12 protein-coding genes are annotated in these 20,195 nt (G+C 74.3%); 8 read left to right on the top strand and 4 right to left on the bottom strand.

Features of this window, described 5'->3' with window-relative positions; translation table 11 throughout:
• Positions 1 to 22 precede the first annotated feature (22 nt).
• From BLV02_RS18200 to BLV02_RS18180, 5 genes are all read left to right on the top strand, one after another.
• Positions 23 to 1,945, top strand: coding sequence for a sensor histidine kinase (locus tag BLV02_RS18200; RefSeq protein ID WP_069110647.1), 1,923 nt, complete (start codon positions 23 to 25; stop codon positions 1,943 to 1,945).
• Positions 1,942 to 2,616 carry a response regulator gene (locus BLV02_RS18195; protein ID WP_069110646.1) on the top strand — a complete coding sequence of 225 codons (675 nt, stop codon included), beginning with the start codon at positions 1,942 to 1,944 and terminating at the stop codon, positions 2,614 to 2,616. Before BLV02_RS18200 ends, BLV02_RS18195 begins: the two co-directional genes overlap by 4 nt.
• A 75-nt stretch (positions 2,617 to 2,691) precedes the next feature.
• Complete coding sequence (locus tag BLV02_RS18190; RefSeq protein ID WP_069110645.1) at positions 2,692 to 3,111, top strand: response regulator; 420 nt, start codon at positions 2,692 to 2,694, stop codon at positions 3,109 to 3,111.
• Positions 3,112 to 3,162: 51 nt separating this feature from the next.
• On the top strand, positions 3,163 to 4,839 hold the full coding sequence (locus BLV02_RS38305) for an ABC-F family ATP-binding cassette domain-containing protein (RefSeq protein ID WP_069110644.1): 1,677 nt from the start codon (positions 3,163 to 3,165) through the stop codon (positions 4,837 to 4,839).
• Positions 4,839 to 5,858, top strand: coding sequence for a GNAT family N-acetyltransferase (locus tag BLV02_RS18180; protein WP_069110643.1), 1,020 nt, complete (start codon positions 4,839 to 4,841; stop codon positions 5,856 to 5,858). Before BLV02_RS38305 ends, BLV02_RS18180 begins: the two co-directional genes overlap by 1 nt.
• A gap of 49 nt (positions 5,859 to 5,907) precedes the next feature.
• On the opposite strand, the gene BLV02_RS18175 is transcribed toward BLV02_RS18180, so the two are convergent.
• Positions 5,908 to 7,017 (bottom strand): NAD(P)/FAD-dependent oxidoreductase, encoded by a 1,110-nt coding sequence (locus BLV02_RS18175; protein WP_069110642.1) that lies wholly within the window; start codon positions 7,015 to 7,017, stop codon positions 5,908 to 5,910.
• A gap of 87 nt (positions 7,018 to 7,104) precedes the next feature.
• On the opposite strand from BLV02_RS18175, the gene BLV02_RS18170 reads away from it, so the two are divergent.
• Positions 7,105 to 7,467, top strand: a complete 363-nt coding sequence (locus BLV02_RS18170) for a winged helix-turn-helix transcriptional regulator (protein ID WP_069110641.1) — start codon at positions 7,105 to 7,107, stop codon at positions 7,465 to 7,467.
• 448 nt (positions 7,468 to 7,915) lie between these two features.
• Here BLV02_RS18170 and BLV02_RS18165 read toward each other — a convergent pair whose 3' ends face one another.
• Positions 7,916 to 9,208, bottom strand: a complete 1,293-nt coding sequence (locus BLV02_RS18165) for a citrate synthase (protein ID WP_069110640.1) — start codon at positions 9,206 to 9,208, stop codon at positions 7,916 to 7,918.
• 79 nt (positions 9,209 to 9,287) lie between these two features.
• Here BLV02_RS18165 and BLV02_RS18160 point away from each other — a divergent pair, with 79 nt between their 5' ends.
• Together BLV02_RS18160 and pulA are read left to right on the top strand one after the other, a co-directional pair.
• Entirely contained in the window at positions 9,288 to 10,427 is a 1,140-nt protein-coding gene (locus BLV02_RS18160; RefSeq protein ID WP_069110639.1) for a citrate synthase/methylcitrate synthase, read from the top strand.
• Positions 10,428 to 11,212: 785 nt separating this feature from the next.
• A complete protein-coding gene (gene pulA, locus BLV02_RS18155) occupies positions 11,213 to 16,978 on the top strand; it encodes a pullulanase-type alpha-1,6-glucosidase (RefSeq protein WP_069110638.1) in 5,766 nt (1,921 codons plus the stop codon).
• Here the strand turns inward: pulA and BLV02_RS18150 are convergent.
• Positions 16,935 to 18,050, bottom strand: a complete 1,116-nt coding sequence (locus BLV02_RS18150; RefSeq protein ID WP_069110637.1) for a flavin-containing monooxygenase — start codon at positions 18,048 to 18,050, stop codon at positions 16,935 to 16,937. The genes pulA and BLV02_RS18150 overlap by 44 nt on opposite strands.
• Positions 18,051 to 18,398: 348 nt before the next feature.
• On the bottom strand, positions 18,399 to 20,141 hold the full coding sequence (locus BLV02_RS38045; RefSeq protein ID WP_069110636.1) for a helix-turn-helix domain-containing protein: 1,743 nt from the start codon (positions 20,139 to 20,141) through the stop codon (positions 18,399 to 18,401).
• Between the last annotated feature and the right edge of the window lie 54 nt (positions 20,142 to 20,195).

The following is a 20,195-nucleotide window of genomic DNA, read 5'->3' as shown; positions in this document are numbered from 1 at the left end:
CCGGACAGGGGAGGTGGGCGGGGTGAACGGTTCGGTGCACGCGCGCAACCGGCGCGACGTCGCGCTGTGGGCCGGGTGGGCGGCGCTGGTGGCCGGCGCCGTCGCGCTCGCGGTGTGGGCGCTGCGGACGCTGATCGACGTGCCCGGCGAGCTGCTGCCGTGGGCGCTGCTCGGGCTGGCCGCGGTCCCCGTCGCCGTGACGGCGGCGGTCGTGCCCCGGCTGCGGCGCCGCGCCGGCTCCGTCGCCGGGCCGACGCTGGTGTTCTGCGGCCTGGCCCTGATGGTGCTCGCCGTCTACCTGGTGGTCGTGATCGGCCTCGGCGGCGAGGTCGACGACGACGGTCAGGGCGTGCTGGCCTTCTCGATGCTGGCCGCGCTGACGGCGGTCGTGCTGGCCGAACCGGTGCGGGCGCGGCTGCACGAGCTGGCCTCACAGTGGGCCGGTCCGCCGCAGCGCCCGGCATCGTCGGCGCTGGAGACGTTCGGCTCCCGCATGACCCGCGCCGTCCCGATGGACGAGCTGCTGCTGCAGCTGGCCGAGACCCTGCGCTCCACCCTCGGCCCGGCCGGCGCCGAGGTCTGGACCGGCGAGGACGCCGTCCTGGAACGCGCCGTCTCGGTGCCCGAGCGCGGTCACGCCCGGCTGACCCTCGCCGGCCCCGAACTGGCCGCCGTCAGCCGGGCCCGCGTGTCCGGCAATGCCTGGGCGGCGATGTGGCTGCCGTCGCTGCTGGCGGACGGCGGTGAGCCGGGCGGGGCGGTTCCCGCCGCGAGCGCGCCGGACCTCGCGTCGTTCGGAGGCGTGCCGGACCTCGCGCCGGACGGAGGCGCGTCGGGCACCAGTGCGCCGGGCGGAGGCGCGTCGGGCGGAGGAGCGTCGGGCACCAGCGCCTCGGGCACCAGTGCGCCGGGCACCAGCGCCTCGGGCGGACGCACGTCGGGCACCAGCGCGTCGGGCACCAGCGCGCCGGGCGTCACGTCCGCCAGCAGCGCGTCGGCCGAAAACGCGCCGACGTTGTCGGTGCCCACCCCTAGGGTGGGCCCCACCCGGGCCGGGCGGGTCATGCCTACCTCATCGGCGAACGATCGTCGATCGGTGCGCGTCGCGTCGGTCACGCACCTGGGCCGGCTGCTCGGGCTGCTCGTCGTCGTCCGCACGGCCGACGACCGTCCGTTCAGCGACGACGACGACCGCGTGCTGGCCGACCTCGCCCGGCAGGTCGGCCTGGCGCTGCACAACGTCCGCCTCGACTCCGCGCTCCAGGCGTCGCTGGAGGAGCTGCGCCGCCGCAACGCCGAGCTGCAGGCGTCCCGGGCCCGCATCGTGTCCGCGGCCGACGCGTCCCGGCGGCAGATCGAGCGCAACCTGCACGACGGCGCTCAGCAGCGGCTGGTCGCGTTGGCGGTGAAGCTGGGGCTGGCCCGGCGGCTGGCGACGGGCGACGCGGCGGCGCTGCTGGAGGAGCTGCGCACCGACGTCCAGGAGACGCTGACCGAGCTGCGCGAGCTGGCGCACGGCATCTACCCGCCGCTGCTGCGCGAACACGGACTCGGCGAGGCGCTGCGCAACGCCGCCGGGCGCGCCACGATCCCCGTCCGCGTCGAGGCCGACGCCGTCCCGCGCTATGCGCCGGAGGCCGAGGCCGCGGTGTACTTCTGCTGCCTGGAGGCGCTGCAGAACGCCGGCAAGCACGCCGGCCCCGACGCGACGGTGACGGTGCGCGTCGGCGCGCCCGCGGACGGCGGGCTGGAGTTCGAGGTGGCCGACGACGGCGCCGGCTTCGACGCCGCGGCCGCCGGCGAGAGCCACGGCTTCGTCAACATGCGCGACCGCCTCGGCGCGTTCGGCGGCGAGCTCACCGTCACCAGCGCGCCCGGCGCCGGCACCGTCGTCGCCGGTACGCTGCCCGTCGCCGCGCTGACGCCGGTACGCTCCCATCCGTGACCACTGGCACCCGGGTCCGCATCGTCGTCGCCGACGACGCCCTGCTGGTGCGCGAGGGCGTCCAGCGGGTGCTGGGCCTGTACCCCGACCTCGAGGTCGTAGGCGTGGCCGGTGATCTCGACGGCCTGCTGGCGGCGGTCGACGAGCACCGGCCCGACGTCGTCGTCACGGACATCCGCATGCCGCCGACATCCAGCGACGAAGGCATCCGCGTCGCCACCCGGCTGCGCGAGACCGCGCCCGAGACCGGCGTCGTCGTGCTGTCGCAGTACGCGGCGCCCGCGTACGCGCTGGAGCTGCTCTCCGGCGGCTCGCAGCGGCGCGCCTACCTGCTCAAGGAACGGGTCAGCGAGCCCGACCAGCTGGCCGCGGCCGTCCGCGAGGTGGCCCGCGGCGGCAGCGTCGTCGACCCGCGCGTCGTCGAGGTGCTGGTGGCCGGCAACCGCCCGCCCGGCGACCCTCTCGCCGGGCTCACCAGGCGCGAGCTGGAGGTGCTCGAGCAGATCGCGCAGGGCAAGAGCAACGCCGGCGTCGCCGCCTCGCTGGTGCTCACCGAACGCGCTGTCGAGAAACACATCAACGCGCTGTTCGCGAAGCTCGGCCTCACCGCCGAGCCCGACGTCCACCGCCGGGTCAGCGCCGTCCTCCTGTACCTCGCCTCGCTGCGCTGACGGGGTGCTGGCACCCCCGGCGGGACGGGTGGTGACCGGGTGGCGGACGCGCCCGGCGGCGACGATGCTGGTGTCATGGCCGGCAGTCCGCACACCCCCCACGCCGAGGCTCCGCCCGCCGTCGTCGACGTCCTCGTGGTCGACGACCAGGAGACCTACCTGTCCGTCGCCCGGTACGTCGTCGGCGCCACACCCGGGTTCCGGGTCGCCGGCGAGGCCACCAGCGGCGAGGACGCGGTGCGGCTCGCGGCGGCGCTGCGGCCCGGGCTGGTGCTGATGGACATCAACCTGCCCGGCATCTCCGGCATCGAGGCCACCCGCCGGCTGCTCGCGGCCGCGCCCGACGCCGTCGTGCTGCTGATGTCGACGTACCCGGCGTCCGACCTGCCGCAGGACGCCCGCGCCAGCGGCGCCCGGGCCTACGTCCACAAGGAGGACCTCGCGCCCGACGTCCTGGTCGCGGTCATGGCCGGTCGTCTCGATCCCGGCTTCTGAGCGCGCCGAAAACCCCTCGACCCGCAGCTCGCGCCGGGCGAGACTGGGCCCATGGGCCACGTCGACCTCAACGCCGTCTCCTTCACCCTGCCCGACGGCCGGGTGCTGCTCGACGACGTCTCGTTCCGGGTCGGCGACGGCGCCAAGGTCGCGCTGGTCGGGGCCAACGGGTCCGGCAAGACCACGCTGCTGCGCATCGTCGCCGGCGACCTCACGGCGCACGACGGCGCCGTCACGCGCAGCGGCGGGCTCGGCGTCATGCGGCAGTTCGTCGCCCGCGACGCCCAGGACGTCCGCGACCTCCTGCTCTCGGTGGCGCCGCCGCGCGTGCGGGCCGCCGCTGCCGCCGTCGACGCCGCCGAGCTGGCCATGATGGACCGCGACGACGAACCCACCCAGATGTCGTACGCGGCCGCGCTCGGCGAGTGGGCCGACGCCGGCGGCTACGAGACCGAGGTGCTGTGGGACGTCTGCACCACGGCCGCGCTGGGCATCCCGTTCGAGCGGTGCCGCTGGCGCGAGGTGTCGTCGCTGTCCGGCGGTGAGCAGAAGCGGCTGGTGCTCGAGGCGCTGCTGCGCGGGCCCGACGAAGTGCTGCTGCTCGACGAGCCCGACAACTTCCTCGACGTCCCGGCCAAACGCTGGCTCGAGGACCGCCTGCTCGAGTCCGCCAAGACCGTCCTCTACGTCAGCCACGACCGCGAGCTGCTGCACCGCACCGCCACCCGCGTCGTCACCGTCGAGCTCGGCGCCGCCGGCAACACCGCGTGGGTGCATCCGGGCGGGTTCAGCAGCTACCACGAGGCCCGGCGCGAGCGGTTCGCCCGGCTCGAGGAGCTGCGCCGGCGCTGGGACGAAGAGCACGAGAAGCTGCGTCAGCTCATGCTGATGTACAAGCAGAAGGCCGCCTACAACTCCGACATGGCCAACCGCTACCAGGCGGCGCAGACCCGGCTGCGGCGGTTCGAGGAGGCCGGCCCGCCGGAAGACCAGCCGCGCGAGCAGAACCTCCGCATCCGGCTGCGCGGCGGACGCACCGGCAAGCGCGCCGTCGTCTGCGAGTCGCTCGAGCTCACCGGCCTGATGAAGCCATTCGACCTCGAGGTCTGGTACGGCGAGCGGGTCGCCGTCCTCGGCTCCAACGGCTCCGGCAAGTCGCACTTCCTGCGGCTGCTCGCCGCCGGCGGCACCGACCCCGAACCCGAGCACGAACCCGTCGACGACGTTCCCATCGCGCCGGTCCTGCACACCGGGGTGGCGCGGCTGGGCGCGCGGGTGCGTCCGGGCTGGTTCGCGCAGACCCACGACCACCCCGAGCTGGTCGGCCGCACCCTCCTCGAGATCCTGCACCGCGGCGACGGACGGCGGGCCGGCATGCCGCGCGAAGAGGCCAGCCGGGCGCTCGACCGGTACGAGCTCGCGCACGCCGCCGACCAAGCGTTCGAGTCGCTGTCCGGCGGGCAGCAGGCGCGGCTGCAGATCCTGCTGCTCGAGCTGTCCGGCGCCACGCTGCTGCTGCTCGACGAGCCCACCGACAACCTCGACCTCGTGTCGGCCGAGGCGCTGCAGGACGGCCTCGAGGCGTTCGAGGGCACGGTGCTCGCCGTCACCCACGACCGCTGGTTCGCCCGCGACTTCGACCGATTCCTCGTGTTCGGCGCCAACGGCACCGTCTACGAGGCACCCGAACCGGTCTGGGACGAAGGCCGCGTCAGCCGGGTGCGCTGATGGACCGTGTCTGGATCACCACCGACGCCGGCGAGTTCTGGCAGCGGGCGGGCGCGTGGCTGCAGCGCGAGCCGGTGCTGCGCTCGGTGCTGCTCACCACCCTCGACCGCGAGCGCCGCGGCGGGTCCGGCGGCACGTTCGCCCTGCTGAGCGACGGGGCCGCGGCTGCCGGGGCCGGCGAGGCCGCGACGGGTGGAGCGGGCGGCGCGACCGACGGGGCTGCGGCCGGTGGGGCCTCGATGGGTGGAGCGGGCGGCGCGGCCGGCGGGGCCGCGACGCTTGGGGTGGCCGCGTCACCCGGGATGGCCGCGTCGCTCGGGGTGGCCGGCGAGGCAGGCATGGCCGCGACCGCCGGGGTGGCCGGCGTCGCGGTGTGGACGCCGCCGTTCCGCGTCTACGTCGCCGCGCCACCGGTCGAGGCCGAGCGGCTCGCCCTGGCCATGCTCGACCGCTGCCCGGCGATCGACGGCGTCACCGGCGCCGCCGACGAGTCCGCGGCGTTCGCCCGGGCGTGGGCCGGCCGCACCGGCGGCACCGTCGCCGTCTCGATGCACCAGCGGCTGTTCGAGCTCCACGCCGTCGTGCCCCCGCGCCCGGTCGCCGGCGCCGCGCGGCTCGCCGGTCCTGACGACAGCGACCTGCTGGTCGAGTGGACGCTGGCGTTCGAGCGCGAGTCCAACGCCGCGCCCGGCGCCAGCGTCGCCGAGCGCGTCGTGGGCCAGTTGGTCGCCGAGCAGCGTGCCTGGCTCTGGGACGACGACGGCCGGGCCTGTTTCGTGGGCGTCTCCCGCACCGTCGGCGGCGTCGCCCGCATCGCGCCGGTCTACACGCCGCCGGACCGCCGTCGCCGCGGGTACGCGTCGGCGCTGGTGGCGGCGGTGAGCCAGGCCGTGCTCGACGCCGGCGCCGGCCGCTGCGCCCTCTTCACCGACCTCGCCAACCCCACCGCGAACCACGTCTACGCCGCCCTCGGCTACCGTCCCGTCGCCGACGTCACGGCCTACACCTTCAGCCGCTGAGCCCGTGGGGTGGGCGTCCGCTGCCGTGCGGACGCCCACCGTTCGGCCGTCAGCCCACCGGCTCGACGTTGAACAGGTCGTCGTACGTCTCCATCAGCATCGCCCGGCCCTTGACCTGCGCGATCACCTCCGGACCCGCGACGCCGTCGATGCCGGGGAGCTGGCCGGCGCCGCCGTCCGGGCCGAGCGGGATCGCGACCAGCGGCGGCAGCTTCTGGTACGCGCTCACCTCGCCGGCGCCGGTGATCCGCGCCGTCAGGTTCGCCGCGACCAGCTCCGCCTGCAGCCGCGCGGTCGCCGCCATGTTGCGGTCGGCGTCGGCGATGTCGCCGATCGCGTACACGGTGTCGTGACCGGCCACCCGCAGCTCGTCGTCGACCCGCAGGTAGCCCTGGTCGTCGCGGGCGGCGGCCAGCGAGCCGGTGACGAACCCGGTCGCCGGGGTCACGCCGAAGGCGCGGAACCAGATGTCGGCGGTGAGCTCCTCACCGGCCTCGGTCGCGACGGTGACCGGCGCCGCCGTCGCGGCCGGGGCGTCCGGCAGTGCCCGCAGCGGGCTGCCGAGCACGAGCCGCACGCCGAGCTCGTCGAGCTGGCGGCGCAGTTCCGCGCGCAGTTCCTGGTCGTAGGGGCCGGGCAGGATGTCGTCGGCGAGGTCGACCAGCGTGACGGCCTTTTCGGGGTAGGCGGTCTTGATCTCGCCGGCCAGCTCCAGCCCGGCCGCGCCGGCGCCGATCACCAGCGCGTGGCCCGACCCCCGCAGCGCGTCGTGCGCCGCCAGGAACCGCTGCCGCGCCACGGCGACGTCGGTCTCGTCGGTCTTCGCCGGGAACGGGTAGGACGAGCCGGTCGCGAGGACGACGTAGTCGGCGGCCAGCCGCTCGCCCGACGCGAGCGTGACGCCCTCCCCGTCCGCCTCGACGACGCGGTCGCGGACGAAGCGGCCGTGTGCGAGCAGGCGGTCGTACGGCAGGAAGATGCGGTCCAGCCACTCCGGCGCGACCAGCGCGCGCCAGGACGCCAGGTTGTGCAGGAACGTGTCGGACGGGTCGACCAGGGTCACGTCGGCGACCTCGTCGAGCGCCTTCGCGGCGTTGATGCCGCCGAACCCGCCGCCGACGATGACGACGGAGGGGCGCGAGCCGGGGGTCTCGGTCACGGATACTCCTTGGAGAGTCGAAGCTACGAGCCTTCTCGTAGCAGCTTCGAAAATCGAAGCAACATCGCTCGCGCTAGTATTCCTGACATGCCCGCGTCGGTTCGCGCCACCCCTGACGCGGACGCCTGCTCTCGTACCGACGCCGCGCTCACCCGGGCGTTCACGATTCTGGGCAAGCGTTGGAACGCCCTGGTCCTGGGCAGTCTGCGCACCGGTCCGGCCGGTTTCCGGGAACTGTCGCGCGCCATCGACGGCCTCAGCGACTCCGTCCTGGCCGATCGCCTCGCCGAGCTGACGCGCAACCACCTCGTCCGCCGCCGGGTCGACGAGGGCCCGCCGGTCTCCGTCACCTACGAGCTCACCGACCACGGCTGCGCCCTCATGCCGGCCCTCGACCAGATCTCCTCCTGGGCCGTCGAGCATCTACCGCCCGAGCCGGCGGAGGACTGAAGCCGGCCCTCGACCTGGGCCTTCTCCTGCGCTGTCGAGCACCTACCGCCTGAGCCGGTGGAGGGATGACGCCGGCCCTCGACCGGGCACCCTCCTGCGCCGTCGAGCACCTGCCGCCCGAGCGGGCGGACCGGCCCTCGACCGGGGCCTTCTCCTGCGCTGTCGAGCATCTGCCGCCGGCTCCGCGGGGACTGACGCCGGCCCTCGACCGGCCTTCCTCCCGTTCGTCGCTTGCCGCCGGCGCTGCCAGACAGCGGCGACGCCTGCCCTCTGGCGTAACTTTCAGGTTTGTCGGGCACCTGCCCGCCGGACTCGTCAGGGCCGTGAGCCGGCCCTCAACCGGCGCCGCTCGTGGGGTTCGGGCGCGCCGGCTACCGAAGCCGTCAGGACCGTGCGTCCGGCGCTCGTCCGGCCTTCCACCTGTTCGGCGCGCCCGTTGCCGGGGCCGTCAGAACAGCGACGGTAGCGGCTGCGGCGGCGGTGGGCCCTCGTACCGGCCGGTGACGCGGACCCGCAGCGCCCGCTCGTCGTACTCCTCCAGAGCGTGCGCGATCCAGCCCGCCGTCCGCGCCACCGTGAAGATCGCCTCGCCCGCCTCCGGGGGCATGCCGGCCGCGACCGTCAGCGTCGCCAGCGCCAGATCGACGTTCGCCGGCAGCGGCAGGTGCGTCGCGGCGGTCTCGGTGACGGCGCGCGCGGCGGCCAGGGCGGGCGCGGCCTCGGGCATGGCCGCGAGCCGTTCGAACAGAACCTGCGCCCGCGGATCGTTGGTCCGGTAGAGCCGGTGCCCCAGCCCCGGGATCCGCCGCCCCGCGCGCAGGTGCTCGGCGACGACCGGCTCGGCGCCCCTCTCGAGCACGTCGATGAGCATCCGGTGCGCCAGGCCGCTCGCTCCGCCGTGCAGCGGCCCCTCCGCGGTGCCGAGCGCCGCCGAGACGACGGCGTACGGATGCGCCCGTGCCGACGCCGCCGCCCGCGCCGTCACGGTCGACGCCGCGAGTCCGTGGTCGATCAACAGCACCAGCGCCCGGTCCAGGATGTGCACGGCGTACGGCCCGGCCGGGCGGTCGGTCAACCGCGGCCACAACCGCTCGGCGATGAACTCGCCCTCGGCTGCCGCCCCGCCAGTGCTCCCTGTCGTGTCGCGGCCGGTATCCTCACTCCGGCCGTCGCGGCGGGGGAGCGCGTCGACGAAGGTGGCGATGAGTCCGCGGGCCGTCGCCGCGACGGTGCCGGGGCGCAGGTCGAACCGGACCGGATCGACGGCCGCCGCGGCGACCGCCGCCACCCGGAGCCTGTCGACCAGCCCTGCCTGCGGCGGCAACGCGTCACCAGCGGCGCGGGCCGCGGCGAGTCCTGCCGCCGGAGCAACGAACTGCGGGTCGAGCCGTTCTTCGCCGGTCCACAACCACCACGCCACCGGTTCGAACGACGTCCGCCGCGCCAGCTCGACCGGATCGACGCCGCGGTAGTAGTAGCGGTCGCCCTCGATCAGGGTCACGCCGCTGTAGACCGGGCCGGCCGCATCGTGCTCGCGCTCAACGGCGGAACCGGCGTCCGGGCGACCCCGTCGCCGGCGCGCCAGCCGCTCCACCTCGTCGGGGTCGAACGTGCTGGCCCGGCCCCCGGCGCCGCGCCGACTGCCGAGCAGGCCGCGGCTCACGTAGGCGTACACCGTCTCGGGCTTGACCCCGAGCCGGGCCGCGACCTGTTGAGTCGTCAGCCGACGCTGCTCCACCATCGCCCACCTTCATCCAGATATTGACTCAAATCAATATATCTATCATTACTGTCAACTATTGAGCGTGCTTGGAGGAACCATGACTGCACAGGTGCCGCGTGGACTGGCCGGGGTCGTCGTCACCGAGACCGTGCTGGGCGATGTCCGTGGCCGGGAGGGCTTCTACCACTACCGCGAGTACTCGGCCGTCGAGCTGGCCGCGAACCGCAGCTTCGAGGACGTCTGGCACCTCATGCTGTTCGGTGCGCTGCCGTCGGCGGAGGAGAGCGTCGCGTTCGCCGGCCGGGTCGCCGGACTGCGGGGCCTGCCCGACGAGGTACGTGCGGCGCTGCCGACGATCGCCCGCGCGAGCGTCGCGTCGGGTCCGATGGCCGGGTTGCGTACGGCGCTGTCGCTGGTAGGCGCGGCGGAAGGGTTCCGGCCGGTCTACGACCTCACCGCCGACGAGCGGCGTGACGACGCACTGCTGGCCGGTGCCGTCGTGCCGACGTTGCTGGCAGCACTGTACCGGCTCGGGCAGGGGCTGGAGCCGGTCGAACCGCGCGCCGACCTCGGGCACGCGGCGAACTACCTGTACATGCTGTCCGGCCAGGAGCCGGTGCCCGCGCACGCCCGCGCCGTCGAGCGGTACCTGATCTCGACCATCGACCACGGCTTCAACGCGTCGACGTTCACCGGGCGGGTGATCGCCTCCACCGGCGCCGACGTCGCGGCCTGCCTGGTCGGCGGCATCGCGGCGCTGTCTGGGCCGCTGCACGGCGGCGCGCCGAGCCGGGCGCTGGACACCCTGGACGCCATCGGCACGCCGGACCGCATTCAGGCGTGGGTCCGGGAGCGGGTGCTGGCCGGCGACCGGATCATGGGCTTCGGTCACCCGGTGTATCGCACGGAGGACCCGCGCTCGCGGATGCTGCGCGAGATCGCGACCGGTTTCGGCGGCCCGCTGGCCGAATTCGCCGTCGAGGTGGAGCGGCAGGTCGAGGCGATCCTGGCCGAGCTCAAGCCGGGACGCGAGCTGCACACCAACGTCGAGTTCTACGCCGGCGTCGTGATGGAGCAGTGCGGCCTGCCGCGGGCGATGTTCACGCCGACGTTCGCGGTCGCCCGGGTCGTCGGCTGGACGGCGAACATCCTGGAGCAGGCGGCGGACAGCAAGATCATCCGGCCCGCCGCCCGCTACGTCGGCCCGCCGCCGCCTGTGCCCGTCCCGGCCGCCTGAGTCCGCGCGACGAAGCGTTGACTGCGCGGGTGACGGTGGTAGGCGCGCGGCTGACCGGCCCAGTGGTGGTGAGCGGGCGCCTGTGTGGCCGGGGGCCGGTGGTGGTGAGCGGTGCATGTGCGCGGGGTGGGGGGCCGGTGGCGGTGAGTGGTATGCGCGTGGCGGGGCCGGTGGCGGCGAGCGGTACGCGCGGGGCCGGGCCGGGCCGGGGCCGCTGGCGGCGAGCGGTGCCTGCGTGGCGGTGCGCGCCCGGGGTGGCTGATCCGGGCTGCGGCGGGGGTGAGCAGTGCGTGCCTGTGGAGTGCAGACAGCTCAGAGGCGGTGGCGGGGCGCGGCTGACCGGCCGGTGGCGGTGAGCGCTGCGCGTACGGGGCGCGGCTGACTGGCTGGCTGGTCGGCCGGGTCGTGCTGGACGGGCTGGAGGCGACGTCGGTCCGGTGGCGAGGCGCGTGGCGGTGCGCGGTGCATGTGCGCGGGGTGGGCGGTGTACGTGTGCGGGATGCGGTGGGACGGTGTCGAGAGGCGGTGCGGGGGTGCAAATCGGGCGCGTGAAAGCTTGCTGAAAGTCTTGCAAGACCCGCTGGGGGTGGCTAGCGTCTCGGGCACCGTGACATCGCCGTCCGCCCCGGGAGTGACCGATGCCGACTCCGCCGCCCAGTCGCCGACTCCTTGCCCTCGCCCTCGCCGCCGCAGTGGGAACGGTCGCCGCAGCGGCGGCTCCGTCGGCCGCGGTCGCGCCGCCCGCCGCGGCGAGTGCGGCAGCCACGACGCACGACGCGGCGGGGATGGCGGCGCTACAGGCGACGGCTGGGGCCGCCGCTGCGACGGCCGGCGCGGGCGCGGAGGCTGCGGCGGCGATCGGGGAGACGGGCGCGGGCGCGGAGGCTGCGGCGGCGAGGGTCGTCACGTTGGTGGGGAGTCTGCAGAGCGAGCTGGGCTGCCCGGCCGACTGGGACCCGGCCTGCGCCGCCACCGCGCTGACACCGGCCGACGGGGGCGGGTATGCGCTGGCGGTGGAGCTGCCGGCGGGCTCGTACGAGTTCAAGGTCGCCCTGAACGGCAGCTGGGACGAGAACTACGGCGCCGGCGGCGTCGCGAACGGGCCGAACCTGCCGCTGGTGCTGGAGGCGCCGGCCGAGGTGACGTTCTCGTACGACGACGAGAGTCACCGCATCGCGGTCGCGCCGACGAACCCGCCGCCCGGCGTCACCGAGGAGGACGAGCAGCTGGCCGGCACCAGCCTGCGCGCGGGCCTGACCGACGAGCGGTTCTACTTCGTGATGGCGGACCGGTTCGACAACGGCGACCCGTCGAACGACACCGGCGGGTACGAGGTGCCGCCGGGGACGGAGGAGCCGCGGCTGGTGCACGGGCTCGACCCCGCGGACAAAGGGTTCTACCACGGCGGCGACCTCGCCGGAATCCTGCGCCGGCTCGACTACATCGAGGACCTCGGCACGACGGCCATCTGGCTGACGCCGTCGTTCATGAACCGGCCGGTGCAGGGCAGCGGCGCCGACGTCAGCGCCGGCTACCACGGCTACTGGATCACCGACTTCACCCGCATCGACCCGCATCTCGGCACGAACGACGAGCTGCGCCGGCTCATCGACGAGGCGCACGAGCGGGGCATCAAGGTGTTCTTCGACATCATCACGAACCACACGGCGGACGTCATCGACTACGAGGAAGGCGCCTACACCTACATCCCGAAGAGCGAGGCGCCGTACACGGACGCCGCCGGCACCGAGTTCGACGACTCCGCCTACGCCGCCGGCGACACCTTCCCCGAGCTCGACGCGCAGACGTCGTTCCCGTACACGCCGCTCTTCCGCACGCCGGAGGACGCGACGGTCAAGGTGCCGGCCTGGCTGAACGACCCGACGCTCTACCACAACCGCGGCGACGCGGCCTTCGACGGCACCGAGGGCGATCTGTACGGCGACTTCGTCGGGCTCGACGACCTGTTCACCGAGCAGCCGGCGGTTCGCGATGGGTTGATCAACATTTATCAATACTGGGCGGCATTCGGGGTTGACGGGTTCCGCATTGACACCGTCAAGCACGTCAACATGGAGTTCTGGCAGAAGTTCGCGCCGGAGGTGCTGGACGCGGCGCACGAGTCGGGCGCCGACGACTTCTTCATGTTCGGCGAGGTGTACGACGCGAACCCGGCGGCGATGGCGCGATACACGACCGAGGGCGGGCTGCAGGCCACCATCGACTTCGGCTTCCAGGCCCGCGCGCAGGGCTTCGCGACCGGCCGCCCGACGACGGAGCTGCGCGATCTGTTCGCCGGCGACGACCACTACACCGACACCGACTCGAACGCGTACTCGCTGCCGACGTTCCTCGGCAACCACGACATGGGCCGCATCGGCCGGTTCGTCCAGCAGACCGGGGCCGGCGCGGGCGAACAGCTCGACCGCGCGCTGCTCGCGCACGACCTCATGTACCTGACCCGCGGCCAGCCGGTCGTCTACTACGGCGACGAGCAGGGCTTCACCGGCGACGGCGGCGACAAGGACGCCCGTCAGGACATGTTCCCGAGCCAGGTGACCAGCTACAACGACGACGACCTCATCGGCACCGACGCGACGACGGCGGAGGAGAACTTCGACCCGGACCACCCGATCTACCGGCACCTCGCCGAGCTGGCCGCCCTGCGCGACGAGCACCCGGCGCTGGCCGACGGCGCGCAGATCCACCGCTATGCGAGCGACGACGCCGGCGTGTACGCGTTCAGCCGCATCGACGCCGACGAGCAGGTCGAGTACGTCGTCGCGACCAACAACTCGACGGACGCCCAGACGGTGAGCTTCGCGACGTTCAACCCGCGGACGACGTTCCAGCCGGTCTGGCCCGCGTCGGCGACGAGCACGAGGTCCGACGCCCAGGGCCGGGTCTCGGTCACCGTCCCGCCGCTGTCCGCCGTGGTCTGGCGGGCACCGAAGCCGCTGAAGCCGTCGAAGGACGCGCCCGCGGTGCAGTTCCGCACGCCGGGCGCGGGCGGCACCGTCGGCGGCCGCGCGGAGATCGGCGTCGCCGTGCCCGCCGCCGGTGCTGGGCCGGGCAGTGGGTTCAACCAGGTCACGCTGGCCTGGCGGCCGCTCGGCACCGACGACTGGCGCCCCATCGGCACCGACGACAACGCGCCGTACCAGGTCTTCCACGACGTCAGCGGCCTCGCGCACGGCACGCTGCTCGAGTACCGCGCCGTCCTGAAGGACCACTCCGGCAACCTCTCCGTCACGTCGACGTACGCCGTCGTCGGTGAGCCGCGGGACGGTGGCGAGGACCCGGGCACCGGCGGGCCGGTCGAGCAGCCGGACCGCGTCACCGTCCCCGGCAGCCTCAACAGCGAGACGGGCTGCCCCGGTGACTGGGACCCGGCGTGCGCGCAGGCCGGGCTCACGCTGGACCCGAACGACGACGTCTGGAAGGGCACGTTCACGCTGCCCGCGGGCGACTTCGAGTACAAGGCCGCGATCGACGGCTCGTGGGCGGAGAACTACGGCCTGGGCGCCCGCCGCGACGGCCCGAACATCCCGCTCCCGCTCGCCGCGCCGAGCGACGTCACGTTCTACTACGACCATGCGACGCACTGGGTCACGAGCGACGCGCAGGATCCGATCGTCTCCGTGCCGGGGTCGTTCCAGTCCGAGCTGGGCTGCGCGGCCGACTGGGACCCGGCCTGCATGCGGTCGTGGCTGAAGGACCTCGACGGCGATGGCGTCTACACGCTCTCGACGACGGGCATCGCCGCCGGGACGTACGAGGCCAAGGTGACGCACGGGCTCAGCTGGGACGAGAATTACGGCGCGGGCGGCGAGGCGAACGGGTCGAACATCGCGTTCACGGTGCCCGCCGGCGCCCGGACCACGATGAGCTACGACGTCGCCACGCACGTGCTGACGGTGACGTCGTCGGCGGCGGAGTCGCGGGCCGACCTCACCCAGCAGAAGGCGCACTGGCTGGAGCGCGGGCTGCTGGCCTGGGACCTGCCGCCGGAGGCCGCGGGCTGGACGTTCCGGCTGCACACGGCGCCGACGGGCGGGCTCGGGCTGGACGCCGAGGCCGTCACCGGCGGGACGTCGTACCCGCTCACGCCGGTCGAGCTGCCTGCCGACGTCAAGGAGCGCTACCCGCACCTGGCGTCCTACGACGGCCTGCGCGGCGACGTGAAGGACATCGAGGACGTGCTCACCGGCCAAGTCGCCGTCGCCGCGTACGACGACCTCGGCCGGCTGGTCGACGCGACCGGGGTGCAGCTGCCCGGCGTGCTGGACGACGTGTACGCCGGCGCCGCGGACCGCGACCTGGGCGTCGTCTGGCACGGACGGCGTCCCGACGTCGCCGTCTGGGCGCCCACCGCGAAGCACGTCGACCTGCTGCTCACACTGCCCGGTCAGGGCGAGCAGACCGTCGCGATGCGCCGCGACCGTGACGGCGTCTGGACCGCCCGCGGCAACCCGCGCTGGGCCGGCGCCGCCTACGCGTTCGAGGTCGACGTGTACGTGCCGGCGACGGACCGCGTCGAGACGAACGTCGTCACCGACCCGTACTCCGTCGCGCTGACGGCGACGCAGCGCTCGCTCGTCGTCGACCTCGCCGATCCGGCGCTCGAACCAGCCGGCTGGGACGCGCTGGCCAAGCCGGAGCTGGCGCAGCCCGAGGACTCCACCATCTACGAGCTGCACGTCCGCGACTTCTCCGTCGGCGACACCTCCGTCCCGGCGGAGCACCGCGGCACCTACCAGGCGTTCACGGACGCGGACGGCGCGGGCATGCGGCACCTCTCGGCGCTCGCGGACGCCGGGCTGAACACCGTCCACCTGCTGCCGGTGTTCGACCTCGCGACGGTGCCGGAGAACCGCGCCGACCAGCAGACGCCGGCCTGCGACCTGGCGGCGCTGACAGCCGCCGACCCGGCCGGAACCGCGCAGCAGGAGTGCACGACCGCCGTCGCCGGCCAGGACGGCTTCAACTGGGGCTACGACCCGCTGCACTACACCGTCCCGGAGGGCTCGTACGCCACCGACCCGGACGGCCCCGGCCGCACCCGCGAGTTCCGCGACATGGTCGCCGCGCTCAACGGCGCAGGGCTGCGCGTCGTCATGGACGTCGTCTACAACCACACGCACGCCGCCGGCCAGGACGACCAGTCGGTGCTGGACCGCATCGTGCCCGGCTACTACCAGCGGCTGTCCGCCACGGGCGCCGTCGAGACGTCCACCTGCTGCGCCAACACGGCGTCGGAGCACGCGATGATGGAGAAGCTGATCGTCGACTCCGTCGTCACCTGGGCGCGCGACTACAAGGTCGACGGGTTCCGGTTCGACCTCATGGGCCACCACAGCCGGTCGACGATGGAGCGGGTCCGGGCCGCGCTGGACGCACTGACGGTGCGCAAGGACGGCGTCGACGGCGCGTCCGTCTACGTGTACGGCGAGGGCTGGAACTTCGGCGAGGTCGCCGACAACGCCCGGTTCCGGCAGGCCACGCAGCTCGAGCTGTTCGGCGCCGGCATCGGCACCTTCAACGACCGGCTGCGCGACGGCGTCCGCGGCGGCGGCCCGTTCGACGACGACCCGCGGATCCAGGGCTTCGGCAGCGGCCTGTTCACCGACCCCAACGGCGCCGCCGTCAACGGGACGCCCGACGAGCAGCGGGCGCGGCTGCTGCACCTGCAGGACCTCGTCAAGGTCGGGCTGACCGGCAACCTGCGCGACTACGCCTTCACCGACGCCACCGGCGCGGACGTGACCGGCGCGGACGTCGACTACAACGGCTCGCCGGCCGGCTACACCGCCGACCCCGCCGAGGTGATCACCTACGTCGACGCGCACGACAACGAGACGCTGTTCGACGCGCTCGCGTACAAGCTGCCCGCGGACACCCCGATGGCCGATCGCGTCCGGATGAACGTGCTCTCGCTGGCCACGACGGCGCTCGGCCAGGGCCCGTCGTTCTGGCACGCGGGCGCGGACCTGCTGCGGTCGAAGTCGCTGGACCGCAACTCCTACGACTCCGGCGACTGGTTCAACCGGATCGACTGGACCGGTCAGGAGAGCACCTTCGGGTCCGGCCTGCCGCCGGAGACGGACAACGCCGCGAAGTGGGACTTCATGCGGCCGTTGCTGGCCGACCCGGCGCTGAAGCCGGGAGCGGACGACCTGGCGGCGGCGACGGCGATGTCGCAGGACCTGCTGCGGCTGCGGTTCTCGTCGCCGCTGTTCCGGCTCGGGTCGGCCGCGCTGGTGCAGGAGCGGCTGTCGTTCGGCGACGGGGGACCGGCGCAGCCCGCCGGCGTCATCGTCATGCAGCTCGACGACCGCGCCGGCGCCGACCTCGACCCGGACCGCGAGCGGCTTGTCGTCGTCCTCAACGCGACGCCGTCGGCGGTGACGGTGCCGGTGGAGGACGGGGCGAGCCTGCGGCTGCACCCCGTCCAGGCCGGCGGCGCCGACCCCGTCGTCCGCGACTCCGAGGCCGGAGCCGCCGGCGTCACCGTCCCGGCGCGGACTGTCGCGGTGTTCGAGCAGCCCTGACGGGGCGCGTGGCGGCCAGGTACCGCACGACGTGCTCCGCGTCGGTCCCGGCGCCGCCGACCAGCATGGACGCGAACGCGCTCTGGAACGCCAGCCCGGTGAAGTAGAGCCCGGGCGACGACGGCACCACGCCGCGCTCCTCCAGCGGCCAGCCGTCGTCGCCCAGGACCGGCAGCCTGATCCAGCCGAAGTCCTGCCGGAACCCCGTGCACCACACCACCGCCGCGACGTCGAGCACCCGGCCGCCGTCGAGCACCGGCCGCCCGTCCCGCACGCCCGCGACCCGCTCCGTCACCCGCTCCACGCCGGCCGCCGCGAGATCGTCGGCCTGCACCCGCAGCAGCGGCCCGCCGTGCGTCCGGATCTCCGGGCGCATCTTCCGCCCGATCGGCGTGTTCAACGTGAACACCCGCCGGGCCAGGAACCACAGCACCGGGAACGCCGCCCGCGCCCGCCGCGACTCCAGCGGCACCGGGATCTGCCCGGTCGGCCGGCCGGAGAGGATCGTGTGGTGCTCGCGGGCCGCCTCGACGGCGATGTCCGCACCCGAGTGCGACGCCCCGACGACGAGGACCGGGCCCGGCGGCAACTGGTCCGGGCGGAGGTAGTCGGTGGAGTGCAGCTGGACGATGGCCGGGTCCAGGTCCCCGGCGAACGGCGGCACGTACGCCCGCGTCCCGAACGTCCCCGTCGCCACCACCACATTGTCGGCCGTGAACCGCCGGTCGCCGCAGTCCAGGACGTACCCGTCGCCGTCGCCGCTCAGCGCCGTGACGCGCACGCCGTGCTCGACCGGCAGCTCGAAGCGGGCCGCGTACGCCTCCAGATAGTCCGCGACCTCGTCCTTCGTGGGGAACGCCCGCCCCGGGCCGGGGAAGCGCATCCCCGGCAGCCCGTCGTAGCGCGCCGGGCTGTACAGCCGCAGGGTGTCCCAGTGCCGCCGCCAGTTGTCGCCCGTCCGGGCGCGGTCGTCGAGGATCAGGACCGGGCGGCCCTTCCGCCTCAGGTGGTAGCCGACGCTCAGCCCCGCCTGCCCGCCCCCGACGACGATGGTCTCGATGTGCTGGTCCATGACGCCCTCCCCGTACGTTCGGCCAGGTCAGGCTTCGACGCTAGAACGCGCGCCGCCCCTCCCGCGTCGGGCGAACCATGCATCTTCGCGGCGGGGTGGGCGTGGGTAGAACTGTGTAGGCGTGACGGCTCGGCGACCAGTCCGTCCATGATCATCAACCTTCTGTGCTGCGATAACAACGCAAAAGGTTGATGATCATGGGCAGGCCCGCCCGGCGGACCAGGAGAAGTGCGGGCAGGAGAGCCTGGCCCATCTTCCGGCCGCGCTCCCGACAATGGAGGCAGCAGGGGGCTGGCCAACGCGGCAAACCCGGCCAACGCGCGCCCGGCGCACTGAACCCGGCCCGGCTCACCGCGCCACGAGATCGTGCTCGTAGGCGAACGCCGTGGCAGCGGCGCGGGACGAGACGCCGAGTTTGGCGAAGATGTTGCTGACGTGGCGGGCGACCGTCTTGTCGCTGAGCACCAGCGTCGCCGCGATGGACCGGTTGCTCCGGCCGGCGGCCACCAGGCGCAGGACCTCCAGCTCACGCGGCGTCAACCCGACGGCCGCTCCAGGCGCCGCCCCCGCTTCCGACACTGACCCCGCTCCCCGCGCCGCGCCCAAGCCCAGCCCCGGACCCGACCCCGACCCCACCGTCCCCGGCCGCGCACCCGCGCCGCCGCCGTCCGTCAGGCGCCGCAGCCGGTCGAGGTCGGGCCCGGCCGACAGTCGGCGGAACGTCCGCACCGCCGCGTCGAGCTCGAGCCGGGCCGCGTCGGCGTCGCCGAGGTCGCGGCAGGCCAGGCCGACCAGGACGCGGGCCCGGGCGGCCTCGTACGGGGTGTCGACCTCGTGGAAGCCGGCCCAGGAGCGCCGGGCGGCCGTCAGAGCGGCACCGGCGTCGCCGCGCACCAGCCGCACCGACGCCGTCGCGTACGCCGACATCGCCGCCAGCACCGGCACCCGGGCCGAGTCGGCGATCTCGGCCAGTTCCGCCGCGGCCGCCGCCGCCTCGTCGACGGAGCCGGCCGCGAGCAGCGCCTCGACCAGGGCGGTGAGCAGGGCCGGCCGCTCGATCGGGCTCGGCGTCTCGTCGAGCGCACGGCGCAGCCCGGCGACGGCGGGCGCCACCCGGCCCTGGCCGAGCCGGAGCAGCGCCAGTCCGGGCTGCGGGTCCAGTCCGCTCAGCCCGGCCAGCCGGTACGCGTCCTCGGCGGCGGCCACCTCGCCGCGCAGCCGGTGCAGCTCGGCCTGCTCGTAATAGGCGGCGCCGGCGGCCGGCTGACCCGGCGGGTCGGACAGCCGGACGCAGGCCCGCCCGGCCTCGGCCAGCGCGTCACGCCAGGCGCCCTGGTCGCGCAGGACGTGGACGCGGTGCACCTGACACTCCCCGCGGAACGGCACGAGGTCGGGCTGCGCGTCGCACCAGCGGCTGAGCGCCGCCGTCCACTCACGGGCCCGTCGCACGTCGAACGTCGCCCGGCAGGCGTCGATGACCGTGCAGTAGACGATGCCGGTGAGCAGTGGGCCGGCCTCTCCGGCGGTGACCGCGACCATCGCCTCGTCGAGCAGCGCGACCCCTTCGGGGACCTTGCCGAGGTCGATCAGCGCCCGGCCGCGGCCCATCCGGCCGAGGACGACGAGGTCGGTGTCGTCGTGCCGCCGTCCGACGGCGACGGCCTCGGCGAACATCTCGGCGGCCACGGCCGGGTCGCCGCCGGCCACCGTCTGACGGGCACGGGCCGCGAGGAGGTAGCCGCTCTCGGCGCAGTCGCGCCCGGCGTCGTCGAGGAGGCGGTCGGCGCGGGCCAGCCAGCCGGCCGCCCGCGCGAACTCACCCTGGTTGATCAGCACGATTGCCAGCCAGAACGCACACCTGACGGCCGCGTGCGGCCGGCCCTCGCGCAGCAACTCGCGGTAGCCGCGCTCCTGCAGGGCCGCGCTCTCGTCGTCGTGGCCCGCCAGGAACGCCGCGACGGCGAGCCGCTCGAGGTCCGTGGTGGGCAGCGGCGCCGCGGCGTCGGCGGCCGTGAGCTGCGCGTACGCCCGCTCCCAGGCCCGCGTCTCGAACGCGGCCCGGCCCCGTTCACGTGCCTCGGCAGTCGTCATGCGCGCCCCCGACCGATCCTGCCGCCACGCTACTCCTGTCCGCGGGTGACAATC

The organism is Jiangella alba, assembly GCF_900106035.1.
GTDB lineage: Bacteria > Actinomycetota > Actinomycetes > Jiangellales > Jiangellaceae > Jiangella > Jiangella alba.
Note: the sequence above shows the minus strand (reverse complement) of the source record. Positions and strands in the feature narration are given on the sequence as shown.